Annotated in this window: 13 protein-coding genes; 4 read left to right on the forward strand and 9 right to left on the reverse strand. The window is 34.7% G+C overall.

The genetic code is table 11. The features are described 5' to 3' along the window. From J2S17_RS27650 to fabG, 7 genes are all read right to left on the reverse strand, one after another. Window positions 1-2,862: non-ribosomal peptide synthetase (locus J2S17_RS27650; RefSeq protein WP_307480353.1), on the reverse strand; the 2,862-nt coding region annotated here is incomplete at its 3' end. 6 nt (window positions 2,863-2,868) lie between these two features. Further along, on the reverse strand, window positions 2,869-9,390 hold the full coding sequence (locus tag J2S17_RS27655; RefSeq protein WP_307480355.1) for a non-ribosomal peptide synthetase: 6,522 nt from the start codon (window positions 9,388-9,390) through the stop codon (window positions 2,869-2,871). Window positions 9,391-9,428: 38 nt separating this feature from the next. Then, entirely contained in the window at window positions 9,429-9,875 is a 447-nt protein-coding gene (fabZ, locus tag J2S17_RS27660; protein WP_307480358.1) for a 3-hydroxyacyl-ACP dehydratase FabZ, read from the reverse strand. Window positions 9,876-9,911: 36 nt separating this feature from the next. Next, entirely contained in the window at window positions 9,912-11,141 is a 1,230-nt protein-coding gene (locus J2S17_RS27665; RefSeq protein WP_307480361.1) for a beta-ketoacyl-[acyl-carrier-protein] synthase family protein, read from the reverse strand. Beyond that, the gene (locus J2S17_RS27670) at window positions 11,131-12,357 is read right to left on the reverse strand and encodes a beta-ketoacyl-[acyl-carrier-protein] synthase family protein (RefSeq protein WP_307480364.1); all 1,227 of its coding nucleotides are present in this window, start codon (window positions 12,355-12,357) and stop codon (window positions 11,131-11,133) included. The genes J2S17_RS27665 and J2S17_RS27670 overlap by 11 nt, the downstream gene beginning before the upstream one ends. Continuing rightward, window positions 12,357-12,629 (reverse strand): acyl carrier protein, encoded by a 273-nt coding sequence (locus J2S17_RS27675; RefSeq protein WP_307480366.1) that lies wholly within the window; start codon window positions 12,627-12,629, stop codon window positions 12,357-12,359. Before J2S17_RS27675 ends, J2S17_RS27670 begins: the two co-directional genes overlap by 1 nt. Before the next feature lie 37 nt (window positions 12,630-12,666). After that, window positions 12,667-13,407, reverse strand: a complete 741-nt coding sequence (gene fabG, locus J2S17_RS27680; RefSeq protein WP_370875142.1) for a 3-oxoacyl-ACP reductase FabG — start codon at window positions 13,405-13,407, stop codon at window positions 12,667-12,669. Window positions 13,408-13,995: 588 nt separating this feature from the next. On the opposite strand from fabG, the gene J2S17_RS27685 reads away from it, so the two are divergent. From J2S17_RS27685 to J2S17_RS27700, 4 genes are all read left to right on the forward strand, one after another. After that, entirely contained in the window at window positions 13,996-15,264 is a 1,269-nt protein-coding gene (locus tag J2S17_RS27685) for a helix-turn-helix transcriptional regulator (protein ID WP_307480372.1), read from the forward strand. 12 nt (window positions 15,265-15,276) lie between these two features. Continuing rightward, on the forward strand, window positions 15,277-15,585 hold the full coding sequence (locus J2S17_RS27690; protein ID WP_307480373.1) for a hypothetical protein: 309 nt from the start codon (window positions 15,277-15,279) through the stop codon (window positions 15,583-15,585). A gap of 246 nt (window positions 15,586-15,831) precedes the next feature. Continuing rightward, a complete protein-coding gene (locus tag J2S17_RS27695) occupies window positions 15,832-16,101 on the forward strand; it encodes an autorepressor SdpR family transcription factor (RefSeq protein ID WP_307480383.1) in 270 nt (89 codons plus the stop codon). Window position 16,102: 1 nt separating this feature from the next. Further along, window positions 16,103-16,738, forward strand: a complete 636-nt coding sequence (locus J2S17_RS27700) for a DUF1648 domain-containing protein (protein WP_307480375.1) — start codon at window positions 16,103-16,105, stop codon at window positions 16,736-16,738. Between the two features lie 334 nt (window positions 16,739-17,072). On the opposite strand, the gene J2S17_RS27705 is transcribed toward J2S17_RS27700, so the two are convergent. Next, complete coding sequence (locus J2S17_RS27705) at window positions 17,073-18,287, reverse strand: MDR family MFS transporter (RefSeq protein ID WP_307480377.1); 1,215 nt, start codon at window positions 18,285-18,287, stop codon at window positions 17,073-17,075. Window positions 18,288-18,326: 39 nt separating this feature from the next. Further along, window positions 18,327-19,571 carry a multidrug effflux MFS transporter gene (locus tag J2S17_RS27710; protein WP_307480380.1) on the reverse strand — a complete coding sequence of 415 codons (1,245 nt, stop codon included), beginning with the start codon at window positions 19,569-19,571 and terminating at the stop codon, window positions 18,327-18,329. Between the last annotated feature and the right edge of the window lie 872 nt (window positions 19,572-20,443).

Raw genomic sequence — 20,443 nt, forward strand, 5'->3', positions numbered from 1 at the left:
CAATGCCTTCTTATCAATCTTCCCATTAGATGTAAGTGGCAGTGAAGGCAAAGAGACAAATTGAGCAGGAATCATATAATCTGGTAAAAACTCATGTAAATATTTCCTGACTACAGTAGAGGATATCTTTTCCCCAGTGACTAAATAAGCACATAAAAAGTTAGTATCATTATGATCTTGATAAGCAAGTACAGTGGCCTCATTTATATTAGGGTGAGATAATAATTGGTTTTCAATTTCACCAAGTTCAATGCGATGACCACGGATCTTAATTTGATGGTCTATACGACCAAGGTATTCTAGGTCACCATTTGCCAGCATCCGCACTAAGTCGCCTGTTTTATACATCTTTTCCCCTTCTCTGAAAGGGTTATCTACAAAGAGTTGTTCTGTTAATTCTGTACGAAATAAATAACCTTTTGTTACACCCTTGCCTCCAACATAAAGCTCACCGGGAACTCCAATAGGTAAGAGTTCTTTTTGTTCATTTAATATATACACATGATTAGTGGGAATAGGTCTTCCAATATTACTTATGTTTTGATTAATATCATGCTCAAGTAATTCTTTATAAGTAACATGAACTGTTGTTTCAGTAATGCCATACATATTAACAAGCCGGACATTAGGATACTGTCGTTTCCATTCTTTAAGCATAGCTGGTTTTAAGGCTTCTCCTCCAAAAATGATGTAACGAATACTAAGACTAGTCCCTTCTCGAGAATTTATTTCTTCAATAAGGTGAGAAAAAGCAGAAGGTGTCTGGTTTAAGATTGTAACTTTTTCATTTTGAAGGAGGTTTAAAAATGCTTTAGGATCTTGAGCAGTTTCTTTTGGAACGATGACACATGTTCCACCATATAAAAGTGCACCGTACATTTCCCAGACAGAAAAATCAAAACTAAAAGAATGGTATAATGTCCAAGTATCTTCGTATCCAATATTAAATTTAAAATTACTATTATGAAGTAGTCTTATTATGTTTTTATGCTCCACCATAACTCCCTTTGGCTTCCCGGTCGTTCCAGAGGTGTATATTATATAAGCTACATCAGTTGGTTTATTTATATTTTTGAGATTAGTATTAGACATCTTTAAAATCTTAGAATTTCTATTATTAATTAAAATACCTTTAAAGCCTTTTAATTCACTAGTTTTTCCAATAAGATACTTGGCTCTACTATCTTCAAGTGTGTAGAGAACCCTTTCTTCTGGTAGAGAAGGATCTATTGGCAGATAAGTCCCTCCTGCTTTTAAAACTGCGAGCATTCCAATGATGGTTTCAGGAGTACGTTCAGCTATTATCGCTACTATATCTCCATGTTCCATTCCTTTAACTCTTAGAAATCTTCCTAATTGGTTAGCTTTTCTATTTAGCTCACGATAAGTCAAACACAGTTCACCGAATTTCACAGCAGTTTTACACTCATATTTTTCAGCAAATATCTCAAACATTTCATGTACTGTAGCATCTGTTGGATAAGCTGCCTTACTCCCACTACCATGTTCCAAAATAGTAGCTTTTTCTATCTTTGATAATGGAGAAATCGCACCGAGTTTTCTGTTTGGGTTTTCACATGTATTCTTTGCTAATTGAACAAGGTGATGTTTTAAACTTAGTATGAATTCAGTACCATAAACTGCAGCATTAAAGGAAATTCTGATTTTGAGATTATCTTCGGGAAACACAACAACATTCAAGTCATAATGGGTTTGGTCATGAAATTCAATATCTTCTATTAAAAAAGTAGAGTTTAATTCTGTTTTTAATCTTTCAAGATCTAATGGGTAATTTTCAAATGCTAGGATATGTTTAACCAAGGGAAGGTTAGAATTCTTCTTATTTTCACTAAGATATAATGGATAAAATTCATAAGGCTTGCTCATTAATCCATCACTATGTATAGCCTTAACTAGTGAAGTAAATGAAGTATCCTCATTAATTTTTATCCTTACAGGCACCGTATTTATATACATTCCAACCGCTTGCTCAATTCCTGGTAACTCAGGAGGTCGACCTGAAACGACTGAACCAAACAAAATATCATTAGATTGAGAATACCAATGTAGCAAAAGACTCCATAATGCTTGTACTGTACTATTTAGAGTCACTTTTTCTTTCTTTGCTAAGCTCTTAAGTGATTGGGTTAATTCTTTACCAAAATCAAAATCAATAACTTCAGCTAAGTATTTTGAAGAATCATTTTTGTAAGGCGGTTTTAAGTAATCAATTGGGTTTTCGTAATCTGATAAATAGTTTTTCCAATATGTGCTCGCCTCGTTTGAATTTTGTTTAGCTGTCCATGAGATAAAGGAGCTAAAAGGGTATGTTTTTTCGAAAGATATATCTATACCTTTGGATAAGGATAGATATGCTTTCATCATTTCTTCAAGAAGTATCGCTACTGACCAACCATCTAAAATAATATGGTGAAATGTTAACAAAAGTTTAAACTCATGTTCATTAACTTTTAAAACAGTTATTCTAAATAGCTGTTCTTTTGATAAATCAAACCCTTTTTCCAATTCTAATGTTCTATATTTTTCAATAATTGATTTTTGATCTTGTAGAGTAAGATGTGAAAAGTCTTCATGTTTGATTTTTGCTTTTCTTGATTTCAGAACAACTTGTAAGGGTCTTTCCAGCTTTTTTGATTTGAATATTGTTCTAAGCACTTCATGACGATCTATAATAAGTTGAAGAGCTCTTTCCAAGATATGAGGTTCAATTACCCCCTTTATAGATAACACCATTTGTTCTAAATAAGACTTGGAGGTGTTATCCATTAGGTGATGATATAAAATACCTTCTTGTAAAGGTGTTAAAGGATATATATTTTGGACTTCAAATTTTTGGTTCATAATTATTTACTCCTCATCTGCCAATCCAACAGCAATTTCCTGAATAAAACTATCTAGTTCATCTATATCAAATTCATTAAAAGTTAGATCACTAGGTGTCAACTCTGTTTCAGCATTTATACAGTAATCAATAAGTTCCAGTAGATAAGATTTATATTGGTTTACTAGATAATCCATTGTTTGTCTCAAGTACTCATTACTGCTATATTCAAGCATCATGACAAACTGATTATCTTTAACATAGCAGTTAATATTTATTGAAAATTGTCTTTTGGCTTCGAGACTTACAGTGGAACCAAGTGGTAAATAAGAGAGGGTAATGTCTTCACCCTCAAGTTCATGGTCAAATTGACCAAGATAATTAAAATTAATTTCCGGTTCTACCTTTCTAGAAGATTGACATTCTAGTGAAGATTGAATCCCGTATTTTAGAAGTCCATATCCAATACCACCATTTGGCACGTTTGTAAGTATTTCTTTCACTTGTTTAATTTGATAACTTCTAGTTCTATCAGGATCGATTCCTATAAGAACAGGGTATATTGATGTGAACCATCCAATTGTTCTATCAATTTTCAAATCTTCTCCAATATTCATCCTTCCATGTCCCTCGAGATTTATGGACAACTCTGAAACTTGAGCCCAATCATAAATTGAAATACTTAATGCGGTTAAGAGAATTGTTTCCACACTAGTATTAAATGCCTGACTTGAATATTTTAAAAGTTTTTCAGTGTAACTTTCATCGAGCATGAATTCGACGATTCTGGATGAGTTGTTTTTATTGTTCGCACTCTGGATATCTTTTGGAAGTGGTGTTGATATACAATCTTCTATCCGTTTCCAATAAGGAAGCTCTTTCTTTAAAGCCATACTTTCAGAATATATTTCGAGTTGTTTTGACCAAGCTTGGAAGGAATCCATTTTAGGTGGAAAAACTATCTCTTGACGATGAATGGCTTTTTTATATCCTTGAATAAAATCATCAAATAATATCCTCCAAGAAACGCCATCGATAATCAGGTGATGTATAACAATGAGTAAATACGCTCCATTATTGGTATTAAATTGAGCTAATTTAATAAGTGGAGGATTATATAAATCTATTTCCTTTTGTATTGCTTCTGCCTTCTTACTAATTATCTTTTCTGGTTCTTTTTCACTTGTAAGATCATAGACAATTATTTCTGGTGATGTAACCATTAATTCATGATTAAATAACTTTCTACCTTTTTTTGTTACTTTTATGCCAATACGCAGAGCATCGTGGTGTTCTAAAAGTCGATTAAATACAAGTTGGGCTCGCTCTGTTTCAAACCCACTCTTAGATTTAATAAGAAAAGCTTGATTAAAGTGATGACTATCTTTAAAATCCTGCGAGAAAAACCACTTTTGAACCGGAGTTAAGTTTATATCACCTGTTACTGCGCCTTGGTTTATGTCGCGTACATTCTTCTTGACATGTTCACTGATTTGGGAAATGGTTGGGAATTTAAAGATATCGTTAATATCCATCTTAAGGTTATATTTATCCAAGCGGGCTGCAGCTTGAATTGCTTTAATAGAATCCCCTCCGAGTGCAAAGAAATTATCTTTAACTCCAATTCCATCAACTCCTAATAACTCTTCCCAGATAGATACTAGAATCTCTTCTGTTTCATTACTAGGTGCAAAATATTGTTGACCTAAGTCATTGGAAGTATTAGGTTGAGGCAATGCTTTTCTATCCAATTTACCGTTTGGTGTTACTGGCAATTTATCTAAGATAATAAAATAAGATGGAATCATATATTCTGGAATCTTTTCTGCAAGGAAACTTCTCAGATTAGATGGATGAATTTTTTCTTCAGAAAGAATGTACGCGCATAATGATTTTTCTGCTTGTCTGTTTTCTATCATTAATAAATGAGCTTCCTTAATATCTGGATGCATGGAAAGCACGGATTGGATTTCACCGAGTTCAATCCGATAACCTCTTATTTTCACTTGAAAGTCTAACCTTCCGAGAAACTCAATATTTCCATCTTCAAACCACCTCGCCTTGTCCCCAGTTTTATAAATTCTTGAGATAGGGATAAAAGGGTTAGGTAAAAAACGTTTTTTATTTAATTCCAGCGAATTTATATATCCGTCAGCAAGACAATCTCCTCCGATATATAGTTCACCTGCAACCCCAATTGGGCATGGTTGAAGGTTTTGGTCAAGAATATAATATTGAGCATTTTGTATTGGTTTTCCATAAGGAATACTATTCCATTCTGACATTACTTTTGTTACTGGATAATAGTTTGACCATACAGTAGCTTCAGTTGCCCCCCCTAGGCTAATAAGAACTGCGGAAGGAAATGCATCAGTTATAATTTGCGGTGTACTTAATGGAATCCAATCTCCACTTAAGAAAATATATCTAAGTGTATTACTTGTTGATTCATGAATGAATGGAACTAATTGTCCAAAAGCAGCTGGAGCAGAATCCCAAAGTGTAATGGAATCATTTTTTAGCCATTCTAGTAATTTTAATGGATTTCTCTGATCTTCATCTGCAGCAATCCTAATTGAACCTCCGGCTGAAAGTATCCCAAATATGTCATAAACAGATAAATCAAAACTAAGTGATGTCAGGAATAATATTCGGTCGGTAGAACTAATAGTGAATTCTCTATTAAACCAATCAATTAAGTTCACCACTGAGTTGTGCTTAACTCTAACCCCGTTAGGAACACCTGTAGATCCAGAAGTGAAAATCACATATGCGAAATCCTCTGAAGTGACATTAGTTAATAGTTGATATGAAAAACTGTTGTCCCTTACATGCTTTGGGTTAACTAAGTTAGTGAGAAGCTTTTGTCGTGCAGCCAATTCCTTAGCTTTTTCTTCATGTTCATCATTTATTATTAATGCATTTATATTTAGACTGTGAATAATATAATCGAGCCGTTCTTTAGGCAAATTAGAATCAAGTGGTACATATGCTGCACCAGCTTTCAGAATTCCCAACACTCCAACGATCATTTCAAAACCTCTATTGAGAAAAACACCAACATAGTCACCTTTCCCTAGCCCTTGGTGAAAGAGATAAGAGGCAACATTATTAGCTTTTTGGTTTAATTCTTTATAGGTAAGTGTTTGTTCTTTATAGGTTAGTGCTATAGAATTAGGTGATTTCTCTACTTGTTCTTCGAATAATTGATGAATGGTTTTATGTTTAGGATATTTTCTAGTTGTATTATTAAAATGAAATAGGATCTCTTCCTTCTCTTCTTTACTCAGAACATTAATATCTGCCAGAAGTTTAACAGGGTCTGTAGATATTTCTTTCAAGACATTGTTAAAATGTTGAATTAAACGGTTGATTGTACTTTGTTTAAATAAGTCACTACAATATTCAACATTAAACTGAATATTTTCATCATATTCAATTGCTTCAAGTGTCAAATCAAATTTAGAAAAACTGGTACGTACAGGAACTTCGTTTATCTTGAGCCCCTTGATATCTAATGAAACTGAATCCATGTTTTGCATAACAAAAACTATATCAAATAATGGATTCCGACTGGGGTCTTTAATATAAGATAAATCATTCAAAACTTCATCTATAGAATAACTTTGATTTTTAAGTGCTTGTATCGTTTGATTTTTTGTTTCGTTAAGAAACGTTACAAATGTTTTTTTGGATTCAGGCAAACCCCTAATCGGTAAAGTGTTTACAAACATACCTACGATATTCTCTAAATCTGGGTGATACCTTCCGGACATAGGAGTTCCTACGATAATATCCTCTTGCCCAGTATATTTAGAGAGAAGTACCTGAAGGGCTGAAAGCAGAACCATATGCATAGTAGTATTTGTTCTTTGCGCGAGTGTTCTCAATCTTTCAAGCAATATACCGTTGACAGAAAACGAAAGGCTTTCTCCTTGGAAACTCTGTATATTGGGTCTCATATAATCTAAAGGAAACTCTATTACTGGAAGTTCTCCCTCTAAAATACACCTCCAGTAATTCTCTTTTTCTTGATATTGATTCTCTTTTTTAGAGTTTTCTTGCCATACTGAGAAATCTCTATATGTTATTGGTAGGGGTGCCAAATCCATACCCTGATATAAAATTAAAAAGTCATAAATTAACTTATTCATAGAGATTCTGTCTGCAGCAATATGGTGAGTATCAAGCCCTAATATAAACTCATTCGAATTAATTTCACAGATAGCGATCCTTATTAAAGGGTCAAGTGCAAGGTTAAATGGTTGAATTAGGATATCTTCTAAATTATCTTTAAATTCAGTGCCTATTTTTTCTATCTTGACTTTTCTGGATTTATGAACAATTTGACGAAGTTCACCATTCTCTGTTCGATAATTTGTGCGCAGTGATTCATGACGATCAATTAGTCTTTGGAATGCAGACTGAGCCTTATCCTCAAGAAATCTGCCTTCTAATTTTAAGAAGGTTGTTACATTATAGGCAGTACCAATACCTTCATAATGTTCCATAAAATAAATTTTTCTTTGCATTGGTGTTAAAGGGTAATACTCTCTTTCCTTAGCTGAAGGTAAATTTGAATATTGGCTATTTTTTTCTGCACTTTGAATATAGGTTGCCAATTTGTGAACTGTAGGTAAAGAAAACAACTCTTCGAATGTCATATCAATGTTGTACTTTTTATGTATTAATCCTAAAATCCGGCTAGCTTTTAGTGAATTTCCTCCCATTTCAAAAAAATGATCATTAATACTAACTTCGTTCTGTCCGAGAATTTCCTTGAAATACTGAATAAGCTCTTCTTCTATTTCATTATGAGGTGCAACAATATGTCGGGAGGATTTTTTATCATTTATGAGTTCATTTACCTTTTTACTTAAGATGGAGAATTCTCCATTTTGATACTGTTGAGCCAATATATATCTTTTCACTTTACCACTTGTCGTTCTGGGAATCTGCTTAATTGGCAGTATACTAGCAAGGTCAATAGCTAATTCGCGATTAAGGTGTTCCTTTACCTTAAAGCCAAGTGAAATAAAATCTTCTAGAGTTCCCCTGTGCAAAACAAAGGCTATCACTTCTTCTTTCTGAAGAACCTCATTGAAAGCCCCACAAACAGCAAATTTCCCTAGATTTATGCCATCTATACCTTCAGCTGTTTTTTCAATATCATGTGGATAAAAATTTTGGCCATTAATAAAAATGATATCTTTTTCCCTACCTGTGATTATTAACTGGTCATTCTTTATAAATCCTAAATCACCTGTAATTAACCATCCATCCTTATTTATTACCTTTTCTGTAGCTTCTGAATTATTATAATAACCCCTAGTGATATTCTTTCCTTTAAGTTGCACACGACCAATTATTTTATCCTCCAAAACATTGTCAGATTCGTCGCATATCCGAATCATTGTTCCTTTAATAGCTTTCCCTAAACTAACGAATGAAGTGGTAGTCCTGCTAGCAGACGAAAGTTCTACAATTTCGGAATTTACTTTTAGTGAGCTACGGTCTAAATGAATAGGAGATAAACCATTATTTACAACAGGGAAAGTTACTCCCACTGCAGCTTCTGCCATACCATAGGAAGGGACCATCACATCTTGTTTTAAACCATAGGGATAAAATATTGTCAAAAATCTGTGTGTAAGTTCATAAGAAATTGGTTCAGCACCATTTACAATTTTCCGTACACTAGACAAGTCAAGGTCTTTGTTTCTCTCTTCCTTAAATCGATCGAGTAAGAATTTATAACCAAAATTAGGTGAGGATAATACCGTTGCCTTATACTCTTGGACTTTGTTCAGCCAACTAAGAGGTGAACGAATAAACATATTTGTCGGCATTAGACAATGGTTTATATTTGCTGCTATTGGCGCTAAATGGAAGCCAATTAGTCCAAGGTCATGGGTTAATGGCATCCAACTAAAGAATTTATCGTTTACCCAACGGCAGGGATCAGCATCAACAATACCCTCTAAATTTGTTAAAATATTTTCATGCGTTAAAATTACTCCCTTAGGATCACCAGTAGAACCAGAAGAGAACTGAATAAATGCAATGTCAGAACGGTTAGCATAATGTAGTTGCCCCATTATTGTGTGATTTTCAGCATCTTCAAAATAAATTGTTCGGAGTTTGATCTTTCTTTCTTCGGTTGTTAACTCATTTCTGACTGACATACTGTTCCGTATTCTATTGCCTTTATAATCAGTGAATAAATATGGACTATTCATCTGATTCCATATTTTTAGAAGTTTTGATTTATGCTCATTGGTGTTACCTGCACTTATGGGGACTGGTATAAAGCCTCCCATTATACACGCCCAGAACATATAAACAAATACATTAACTTCATTTGTTAGAATGATAACTTCTGAACCTTGTTTTAACCCTTTTTTTTGTAGGTAACCTAAAATAAATAAAGATTTTTTGTAGATTTCGCTATATGTAATATGCTGATCATAAATTTTGTCTATAAACGTAATTCCTTTACTTTCATTAAGATTATTCTCAAGTAAATGAAGTAGATTATTTGGCTCCATTCTATTCTCTCCTTTCCATCCAATCTATCGATGCTGGATTAAGGTTGAACTGCAAATGTAAGCTCAGCTTTAGAAACGGGCTTTCCATCCACCTTTGCTAAAGCTTTTATTATAGCTGCAGATTCATACATTTTTGTCACTTCACAAGTCAATTCAATTTGATCTCCTGGAATGACTTTTTCCAGAAACCTTGATTTAACTGACGATAAAAGAAATGACTCTGAATTATTATCTTCATTAGTATTTTGCTTACTTAATTTAAACAGTAATATACTAGCTTGTGCCATTGCTTCTATAAGCAAAACACCCGGAAATATAGGTTTATTTGGGAAATGACCAGGAAACATCCACTCATTTCCTGAAATGTTTTTTCTGCAAATTATCCTCTCTCCAGGCATAATTTCCATAACTTTATCTATAAAAATAAAGGGATAATCCTGTGGTAACAATTCTTTGATTTCATCAAATAAGTACTCATTTTTCATATGTATTCTCCTTTTCAAGAAATAAAGGGTGCAAAGTTAAACACCCTTTATAATAACTGCGCTTGAAGAACCAAAGTAATCTTGCTCTACTAATAAAATGCAATCATTGATTGAAGCAGCTTCCCAATGGTTTGAATTTGCCTCCACCCCTAGCTTGCTTCCATATAGTTTTTGGGGAGATTCAGCACTAGGAAGTTTATTCCTTTTTAATGCACCTGCCGCAGCAGCCATTTGAAAAAGACCATTTGCACCACTTAACTCACCCAACATGCTTTTAATACTTCTTATAGGCACAGTTTGATTAGAAAACACTTTATCGATTGCAGACTTTTCTGATAAATCCATATGTGGAATCCCGTTGGCAGAGGAGAAAATCAATTTAACATCTTCAGTGGTACGGCCACTTTTATCTATAGCTTTCTTTATTGCTTTATCCAAACCAATTCTCTGTCCAAAACTATCTTTTTTTGTAAATGCACTTGACCAGGAGCAGACTTCAGCGAGGATAGGAGCCTTTCTCTTTTTAGCATCTGAAAGACGTTCCATAATCAATACTGCTGCCCCTTCTCCTGGTACAATTCCGTCACTTTTTTCATTGTATGGCATTCCTGTGTCACTGTTCGTATCTTCACTAAGGAAACCTGAGTTTTTATAAAACCAAGAAATAGATGAATTGATCTCTTCAGTTCCTCCAACAAGTACATATTTTGCCTGGTTTTTTTGAAGGATTTTCTTACTATAGCCAATTGCATCTAAACCGGCGCATTGGCCAGAAGAAATAGTAGTATTGCACGCCCTTGATTTAATTCTTAATCCTAGATGAGAAGCTGGAGAATTAACTAACGTATTTGGTGCTTGCATGGGGCTTACATATTTAGGTCCCCGTGTTCTGGCTGTATAATCATATTCCCATGTCATTTTCATGCCAGCAAAATTACTACCGATCACTACACCCAGGTCCTCAGATTTTAACTCTTCTAGATTTAGACTAGCATTTTGTAAAGCTTGCATTGAAGCCCCCATCAAGTATTGTGTACTAGGTTGTAAATATTGAAGGCCTCGTTTACCCAGTAAATCTTGTGGGTTCCAATCTTTGATTTTATTAGTCCAGTAAGAATATTCATTTCCAAAATTATCTTTATATTTTTCAATAGTCCGGCAATTTTTTCCATCCTCAAAGGATGACCACAAAGCATCGGGACTCATCCCTAATGGAGAAATTACGCCAATTCCTGTAATAACAATTGGTTCATGATTACCCTGCATCCTTGACTGCCCCCATTATTATCGTTGATATATTTCCTCCAAATGCAAATGAATTACTCAAAGTATAGTCTACTTTTTGAGAAATGCTTTGATTAGGAACTACATTTTGAATACACTCCGGGTCATGCTCATTAAAGTTCATCGTAGGGGGAATCAAATTATTGTGTATGGCAAGTGCACATGTAGCAGCTTCAATCGCGCTGGCTGCCCCCATGGTATGACCTAGCATTGATTTAATTGAGCTTACAGGGATACTATCAGCTGCTTCACCAAAAACGGCTCTTATTGCAATGGATTCTATGACATCATTTGCTTTAGTACCCGTACCGTGTGCACTGATATATGAAATAGCACCTTTATCAATTCCTGCATCAATTAATGTTTTTTCTATTGCAGAAATTGCACCCAATCCTTGAGGATGGGGAGCTGTTGGATGATGAGCATCACAGGATAAACCGCATCCTAGTAGTTCTGCATAGATTGTTGCCCCTCTTGCAATAGCCCTATTTCGCTCTTCTAATACAATTACAGCCGCTCCTTCACTAACCATCATCCCTTTCCGATCTTTATCGAATGGCTGACAAATTTCGGGAGCAATTGCACCTAATCTATGAAATGTGGTATAACATGCTCTAGAAAGACCATCTGACCCTCCAACTAAAGCTACTTCTACATCCCCATCTTCTATTAAGTCCCTTCCGTAAGTAATTGCATAGTTTCCTGCAGCACAAGCAGTCGGGATCGTAATACAAGGTCCTTCCAAATTCAATTCCTCACCAATAGCACCTGATATATATGAATTAGGAAAATGGCCGATGAGCTCAGATGATATCAATTCTGTTTTATTCTCCAAATAAGCATCAGTAGCTAATTCTAGAATTCCAGTGTTGCCCATTGTAGTACCAATACAGACTCCAATGTTCTCTTTCTCGTATCCGGAGTGTTCTAGTCCGGCATCCTCATATGCCATATTTGCTGCTGCAACGGCTAATTGCGTTGTCCTGCCTACTTTTTTACTGTCAATCGAATGGATGTAATCTTCTGGATTAAATCCTTTAATTTCCCCACCACGATTGACTTTGAAAATAGACGTATCGAAAGACGTAATTTCAGATGTTCCAATTTCTCCACTTACTAAAGAGGCCCAAAATTCCTTGTGTCCTATTCCTATTGGAGAAAGAACCCCAATACCAGTAACCACAATACGTTTTCCCATTATTCTACTCCGCTAGCGGTCGGGTTTGTTTCTAATTGATCTTTTATCAAAGTCTTCACAATTCTTTCTACATCATTTAGTGTCTGAAATTCCCCTAAGTATTCTTCAGAGATATCTATTTTATATTTTTGTTCAATCTGGGCAACTATCTCGATTGACATCATGGAATCTAGACCAAGGTCTACAATAAAATCTTCGTCATCTTGAAAATCATCAATTTCTATTAAATCGGCTACAATCTCTCTTAATTCCATTTTTAAATTTTTCTCCATTTATAAAAACCTCCTAAAATAAATTAAAAATGCGTAATTATGCACTCAAACCACCATCAATTACTAGCGTTTGCCCTGTAATATAACTAGCATGCTTGGACAATAAAAACTTTATTGCCTCAGCTATTTCTTCAGTAAATGCAGGTCGACCTAGTGGAATATCTTTAATTAATTGCTCTTGCTTTTTAATTCCTAAAGCATCCCACATATCTGTCATAACAAACCCAGGTGCAACTGCGTTTACAGTAACTCCAAATTTTCCAACTTCTTTTGAAAAGGATTTTACAAAGCCTATTTGTCCAGCTTTTGTTGTTGAATAATTGGTTTGTCCAGAGACACCTATTAAACCGCTAACAGAGCTTACACAGACAATGCTTCCCGCCTTTTGTTTTACAAACCCGAATGCTGTAGCCCGTGCATAGTTAAAAGTACCTTTTAAATTAGTAGCAATTACATCGTCCCAATCATTTTCTGACATAGACCATAATAAATTATCTCTTGTGATACCTGCATTGATGACAATTCCATCTAAGCCACCCAATAATTCTTTTGCTTTCTTAACTGTTTTTTGAGCACTTTCAAAGTCCACAGCATCTGCCGCTATCATGAATAATCTCTGTGAATCTGTGTTTACCTCTTTACATAGCTGCTCGGCTAAAGCATGGTTGCTCTTGTATGTAAATACAACCTTAGCTCCGGCATTAATCAGTGATAGAATGACGGCCCTTCCAATACCTCGGCTTCCACCAGTTACCAATATCTTTTTTTCTAACAACATTACTACCTCCCCTTATGAAGACAGAAATTACTCAAAGATTTAATAGATAGATGTCCATATGAATATTTACGCGATTTTTACGTATTATCCCCTTACAAAATGTGACAAATAGCTTATAATATAATTAAATCTATTCCCAAAGTATGAAAAAAAAGGATACTTGTACCTTTATTTTTAAAAATATCTTTAATGATTAAAAATAGAAACTATATAATAGTTAACCAAATATAGGGACAATATCACACTATCACTCTTAACCAAATTTTTTACCAAATCAAGGTCTTTGATTTTTTATACCTATATATTTCCTTTGAGATTGATTTTTATTTTGAAAAATAATATACGTTGAAACAGAGAAAAATGCACATAGAGAAAGAAGATAAAAACGGCTTTTATACATACAACACCTCCTTCACCAAAAATACGGAGAAATTGGTATAGGTATTTTTTCTCCTATTTACAACTTGTTCATAGTCTTAAATTATCATACAAGCCGGTTATATCCTATTGAGAAATTTACAATATTAAACAATGTGATACGAGCACTTAATTTGCAAACTTTCTCAAGTCGAAAAAGGAGGAATTATGATGATTGGCAGTCGAATAAAATACTACAGAATCAATTCAAACCTAACGCAGGAAGAACTGTGCAAAGGAGTGTGCTCCCCTTCATATCTCAGTAAAGTGGAAAATAACAACATGGATCCAAGCGAAGAAATTCTTAAATTATTATGTAAAAAGATGAATATTTGCGTAAGTTTATTAAGAAATGTTGATGAAAATGAATTAGACAAAAAAATTGGGTATTGGTATGAGTTACTTAAGTCGAATACGGAAAAATCACTATTGAATGAGAATTTCAATGAGATGAATAAGTTATTCAATTCTCTCCAGGACACCTACCCTGTTCTAAAATTTAAGATATTTAATATTAAATATTTTATTAAAATCGAGAATTATAAAGCTCTTGATTCAAACTTGAAAGATCTAAAAAAATACCAGTCCACAATGTCCGATGATTTATTTTTCTATTTTTGCTATCTCTCAGGAGTAAGTCTGTATGTTCAAAAACGATTCTGCCAAGCAGAAGAACTGCTGTTACTGTCACTAAGAAAAATTCAGAATGTAATAAGACATTCAGACACATTTGATTATGAATTGGGTGATATATTTTATTATCTTTCCTTATGTAATGGAAAATTGCATAAAACTCATAAAACAAAAGAATTCGCATTAAAGAGTTTAGAAATCGCAGATCACACTTTAGATTATCTTCAGCAAATCAAACTTTATGTTATTTTAGGCATAAATGAAGGTAGGACAAAAAATTATGAAAAAGCAATTGAGTATTATCAAAGGGCTATAAAAATAGCAACATCGATTAATCAGGATAGTGATAGTTACACTCAAATTATTCATCATAATTTGGGCTACCTCTACAGCCTACAGGGTAAACACCAAGAAGCCATAACATATTTCCAAAATAGCTTAAAAAATAGCTCCAACCGTATCAATAGACTTATAACAACCTATTTTTGCCTTGCCCGCGAATATAAAAGCACAAAGCAAATTAATAAGATGAAAGAAATGATAAAGAAAGGAAGGGGATTAATTACTGATAATGGAGAATATACTCACCACTTCAATATGCTTGAGTTCTTAATTTATGATTGTTTGATTCAAAATAAACAGTACATCAAAGAAAAAGTATTAACCTTTTTCATTGATCATAATCAATGGAATTACGTTATGGAATATTCAGAAATGCTGGCTATCAGTTTAGAAGCTAACTTTCAGTATAAAGAAGCTGCCAAACTATATAGAATCGCTTTTTCTGCACAAAAAAAATTATTATAAGGGGTATTTACAATGAAAAATAAATTTTTATGTACATTTTTAATAACAGTATCATTAATTCCAGTATTTTCTTACAGCCAATTTAATAAAGGACAAGAAATGAAGCTTCATAATACCGGTCTTGCACATGAAATATTCCCTGAAGACAGTATTATCTCTCCACCTCTACATCTGCAGGAGGAAATCGGTAGTTTGCTTATCAAGGAATTTATTAATAGCGACACTTCTTTGGGTTCCCATCTCAAACATTTTTACGCTAATGGACACGAGATATTTCCTGATGGAGATAAACAGTCCCTAAAATCTGATTATAAAGTTTAAGAACTAAATAGCTTTTTGCAGACGGTCAAGGTGATTGACCGTCTTTTTTCATACCATTTTATCCAGTTTTTACACTAAATCTATAATTGAATTTTATGATTTTTGTTGTTTGGCATGAGGCATATATCTTAAATCATGGAACTTATTGACAGAAAAAAATAAAAAATATATAATGTAATTAAGTATTTACTTAATTATTTAAGGGTATAATTATAAAAACAAAAAGGAGGGACTAGAATTGTGGCAATAGGTGAATTATTTAAAGCCCTTTCCGATGATAATAGAAGAAAAATATTAGACTTGTTAAAAGACGGAGACTTGACTTCCGGAGAAATCGCCAATCATTTTAATATGAGTAAACCAGGAATCTCACAACATCTAAATATTCTAAAAAATTCAGAACTTGTATTTTCACATAAGAAGGGTCAATACGTATACTATTCACTCAATACCAGCGTTGTACAGGATATTATGAAGTGGGCAATTCAATTTAAGAAGGATAAAGGAGAGGAATAAAATGATAAGAAAAATCTTTGCATGGTTGATTGTAGTAATGGCTTTTGGAATCAGCTTTTACTTTTATAAAGAACTGCCAAGTGAACTTCCAGCTAAATTTGCTAACTTAGAAGGAGCTCCTAGTGACTATGCACCAAAAAACATTGTCTTATTTATAATTCCCTTTACAATGGTAATTACCACTCTGTCCCTTTTATTTGTATCACTCTTCCGCCTGCATTCTGAAGTAGTCAAACGTTTAGATAAGGGTTTAGGATATATTGCTTTAGTTCTTAATATTGTGCTGCTCATTCTTCATTGCTCAATAATCTATATTGGCCTAGGAAACCAATTTAATATTCTCCTGTTATTACCTATTATTGTTGGCATGGTTTTCGTCATTACAGGTAATACTCTTCCACGATTTCAGCTTAAAGCCTCAGAAAGAACAAATTCATTAAAGAAAGAAACTTACAACGTTTGGAATGAGGTATCGAGATCTGTTTCATATATCCTGTTTTTTGGTGGAATTGTAATGTTACTCTCCGTTCTCCTCCCCCAAAGCTTAATATTTGTGGGATTTTTAATAATATTATTTATAACATTTTTTACTGCATTGATTTTCTTTTATATGAGGTCCTCCCGCTCTGCAAACTAGATTAAATTTCCCATTAGTTTTTTTCTTACGATTTGACCTTAAGAGAAGAGCAGTCAAGATGACTGCTCTATCATTATATTTTGTATTATTTTTACATTTAATTGTTACTATATTCATCTAAGAATTTTTTTCATTCTTCCTTCAATCATAATTTTCATTATGAATAATTCTGCATTATTTAGAGACATAAATCAATCTTATGGCACCTTTCACCAAATACTGGATAATAAATTTCATTAATATCATTCTGCTACTGGATTTTATTTATTCTTTTATTAAGAAATATGTCAACTTCTTACTACACGCTGAACAGTTATGAAACATGCTAGAACGCTCATATATCAAGGGTGATATCCTCTGTTTCCTTTATTTGATTCACACGGTTGCCTAACGAAAAGAATGCGATACTACCGAGACAAATAATGGATATAATGACAAATGCCATCACACCGCCTACCTGACTAAGAAGGAATCCACCCAGTATTGGTCCGCCAAAACTGCCAACATTTCTAAATTGCGAGGCACCAAAGTAGGTTCCACGCAAATGGTCTTCTGCCAGCTGATCAATTAATAAGCTGCTGGATGGAAATGATAATATCTCACCGAACGTAAATAACACCATTCCTATAATTGCTACAGTCCAAGTTGTGGCGAATCCAAAGCTCAATAAGCCAATAATTGTTAATATCGAACCGACCACCATCATTTGCATTGGCTGATACTTTTCCATTACAGTTGAAAAAGGCAATTGCAATAGAACTACCACAATAGCATTCAAAGATAATAAAATTGAATACAGCATCACACTATTTTCAACAGAATCTGTCAAATGCTGTGGAAGATTGGATTCAACTTGAGAATAACCAATAGCAATAAGAATCCCGCCTAAAATAAAGAAACGCAAGGCGCGATCTTTTTTAACAATATTAAAGGCTTGACTTAATGTCGTTTTATTTTTAATAACGGCAGAGGCAGTTACTTTTTTAATCATGATATATAATATGATTGCATAGAGAAAGTAAATGGTTCCTGTGATTAAAAAAGTAAGCTTTGCATTGGTCATTGCTAGAAAAGCGCCTATAAGCGGTCCAACAGACGCACCAATATTGATGGCTATATATCTTAACGAATAGACCTTCATACGCTTTTCTTTACTTGTCAGATCTCCCATTAATGCTTGTGCTGTTGGTTCAAAAAATGAATTACATAATCCCAGGACAGCATTTAATAAAATGAACCAATACGGGCTTTCGACAAGTGCAAAACTAAGGTAGCTAAAAGCTGTTCCAATTAATGCAATGAGCATGATTGGCTTTCTTCCGTAGCGATCTGACAAATGTCCTCCGATAAAGCCGCCAATTGTACCCATCAATGGACTCATGCCAATTGTCAAGCCAATGAAAATAGGATGAAGATCCTGCCTCGATAAATAAATCGCTAAAAACGGCATCGTCATAAAAGCAGCGCCTCTAGATAAAACCGTGCCGATTAGCAATACCCAAACCGTTTGGTGAAACTGATCAAAATACGATCGTATTCTCTTTTGCATATTTTCAACTTCCTCGCTCCATGAGATCAAATACAAATTCTAGTTGATGGTAGATTCCCTTGCTCCTCTAACCAAGATAAAGTATATCGATAAAGCCGCAATTTCTGCACATGCAATCACAATACCCATCGCCAAAGCGCTGTCTTCTCCGCCAATACCGACTAGAGGAGCTACCAGCCCGCCCAATAAAAAGGTCATGAGTCCAATTAGAGCCGAAGCACTGCCAGCGTTCTTCCCTTGGTTCTCCATTGCCAATGAGAATGTTGCAGTATTGACAATCCCAACACAAGAAACAATCAAAAACAATGGGATTAACACACCAAAGAGGCCAGTGTTAAGCAGGATATTTACAAGAAGTCCAACGCCCCCTGCTGCAGCAATGACCAAACCGGCCACCAAAAGCTTTGTTTCACTTACACGGCCGGCTAATCTACCAGTGATCTGGCTGGCACAAATAATGCCTACTCCATTAATGGCAAAGCATACACTGAACATTTGCGGCGATAGATTAAATAGATTCTGCAGGACAAAAGGTGATCCAGCAATATAGGCAAACATCGCTGCCCCGACCAGGCCTTGTGCAAGCGCATAGCCCATGAACTGTCTATCTCTAATAATTTTTTTAAACGCTGAAAAGGTATTCTTTAACCCGCCTTGCATCCGTCTTTCAGCAGGCAACGTTTCCTTCAAGAAGAAAATGACCATTAACAAGCTCATGACACCTAATATAGCAAGTGCGAAGAAAACCCCTCTCCAATCCGTAAATGCCAGCAATTGTCCCCCAGCAACCGGTGCTATTATCGGAGCCGCACCATTAATAAGCGTCAATAGAGCAAAGAATTTCGTCAGCTCTGTACCAGAATACATATCTCTAACAATGGCACGAGAAATTACAATTCCAACTGCTCCTGCCGTCCCTTGGATAAAGCGCAAAATAATAAACGCCTCAATTGACGGCGCCATTAAACAAAAAATAGATACGGCAATATAAAGTATAAGTCCAACTAATAACGGTTTGCGCCTTCCTATAATATCACTGATTGGACCAGCAAAAATTTGTCCAATCGCAAGACCAAGCATACATGCTGTCAAGCTTAATTGAGCATATGAGGCTGTGGTATGCAAGTCTCCAGCCAATATCGGCAGAGCTGGCAAATACATATCGAGCGAAAAAGGTCCAAAGGCGGATAGTGTTCCTAAAATGAGGGCAAGTAATAATCGCTTTGACCGTCCTTCACTGATTGGTTCAAGTTGTTGCTGTTGCTGTTGTTGTAAATGGTTCATTACAAATCCTTCTCTCTCATTCGAATCAGAATATTCCTAACTTATCATAACCCGAAATAAAAATCACCAAAATTTTTTTAAAAGATTTTTAAGTGTAAAGACCTTTGTTCTCGTTTTACCCTATTCATTCAAAGGAATTTTTTCTACCTTCTCACACATTCTCCTCGGTAGAAGGGATTAATTGTCTTGTTTTTCTACCTTCTCACGCATTCTCCTCGGTAGAAGGGACTAATTTCCTCTTTTTTTCTACCTTCTCACGTATTCTCCTCGGTAGAAGGGATTAATTGTCTCTCTTTTTCTACCTTCTCACGCATTCTCCTCGGTAGAAGGGATTAATTGTCTCTCTTTTTTTACCTTCTCACGCACTCTCCTCGGTAGAAGGGATTAATAATCTTGTTTTTCTACCTTCTCACACACTCTCCTCGGTAGAAGGGATCAATTGTCTCTCTTTTTCTACCTTCTCACGCATTCTCCTCGTTAGAAGGGACTAATTTTCTCTCTTTTTCTACCTTCTCACACACTCTCCTCGGTAGAAGGGACTAATTTTCTCTTTTTTTCTACCTTCTCACGCATTCTCCTCGGTAGAAGGGATTAATAATCTTGTTTTTCTACCTTCCCACACACTCTCCTCGGTAGAAGGGATCAATTGTCTCTCTTTTTCTACCTTCTCACGCATTCTCCTCGGTAGAAGGGATTAATTGTCTCTCTTTTTATACCTTCTCACGCATTCTCCTCAATAGAAGGGATTAATTGTCTCTCTTTTTATACCTTCTCACACATTCTCCTCGGTAGAAGGGATTAATAATCTTGTTTTTCTACCTTCCCACACACTCTCCTCGGTAGAAGGGATCAATTGTCTCTCTTTTTCTACC

The organism is Cytobacillus purgationiresistens, from assembly GCF_030813235.1.
Taxonomy (GTDB): domain Bacteria; phylum Bacillota; class Bacilli; order Bacillales; family Cytobacillaceae; genus Cytobacillus; species Cytobacillus purgationiresistens.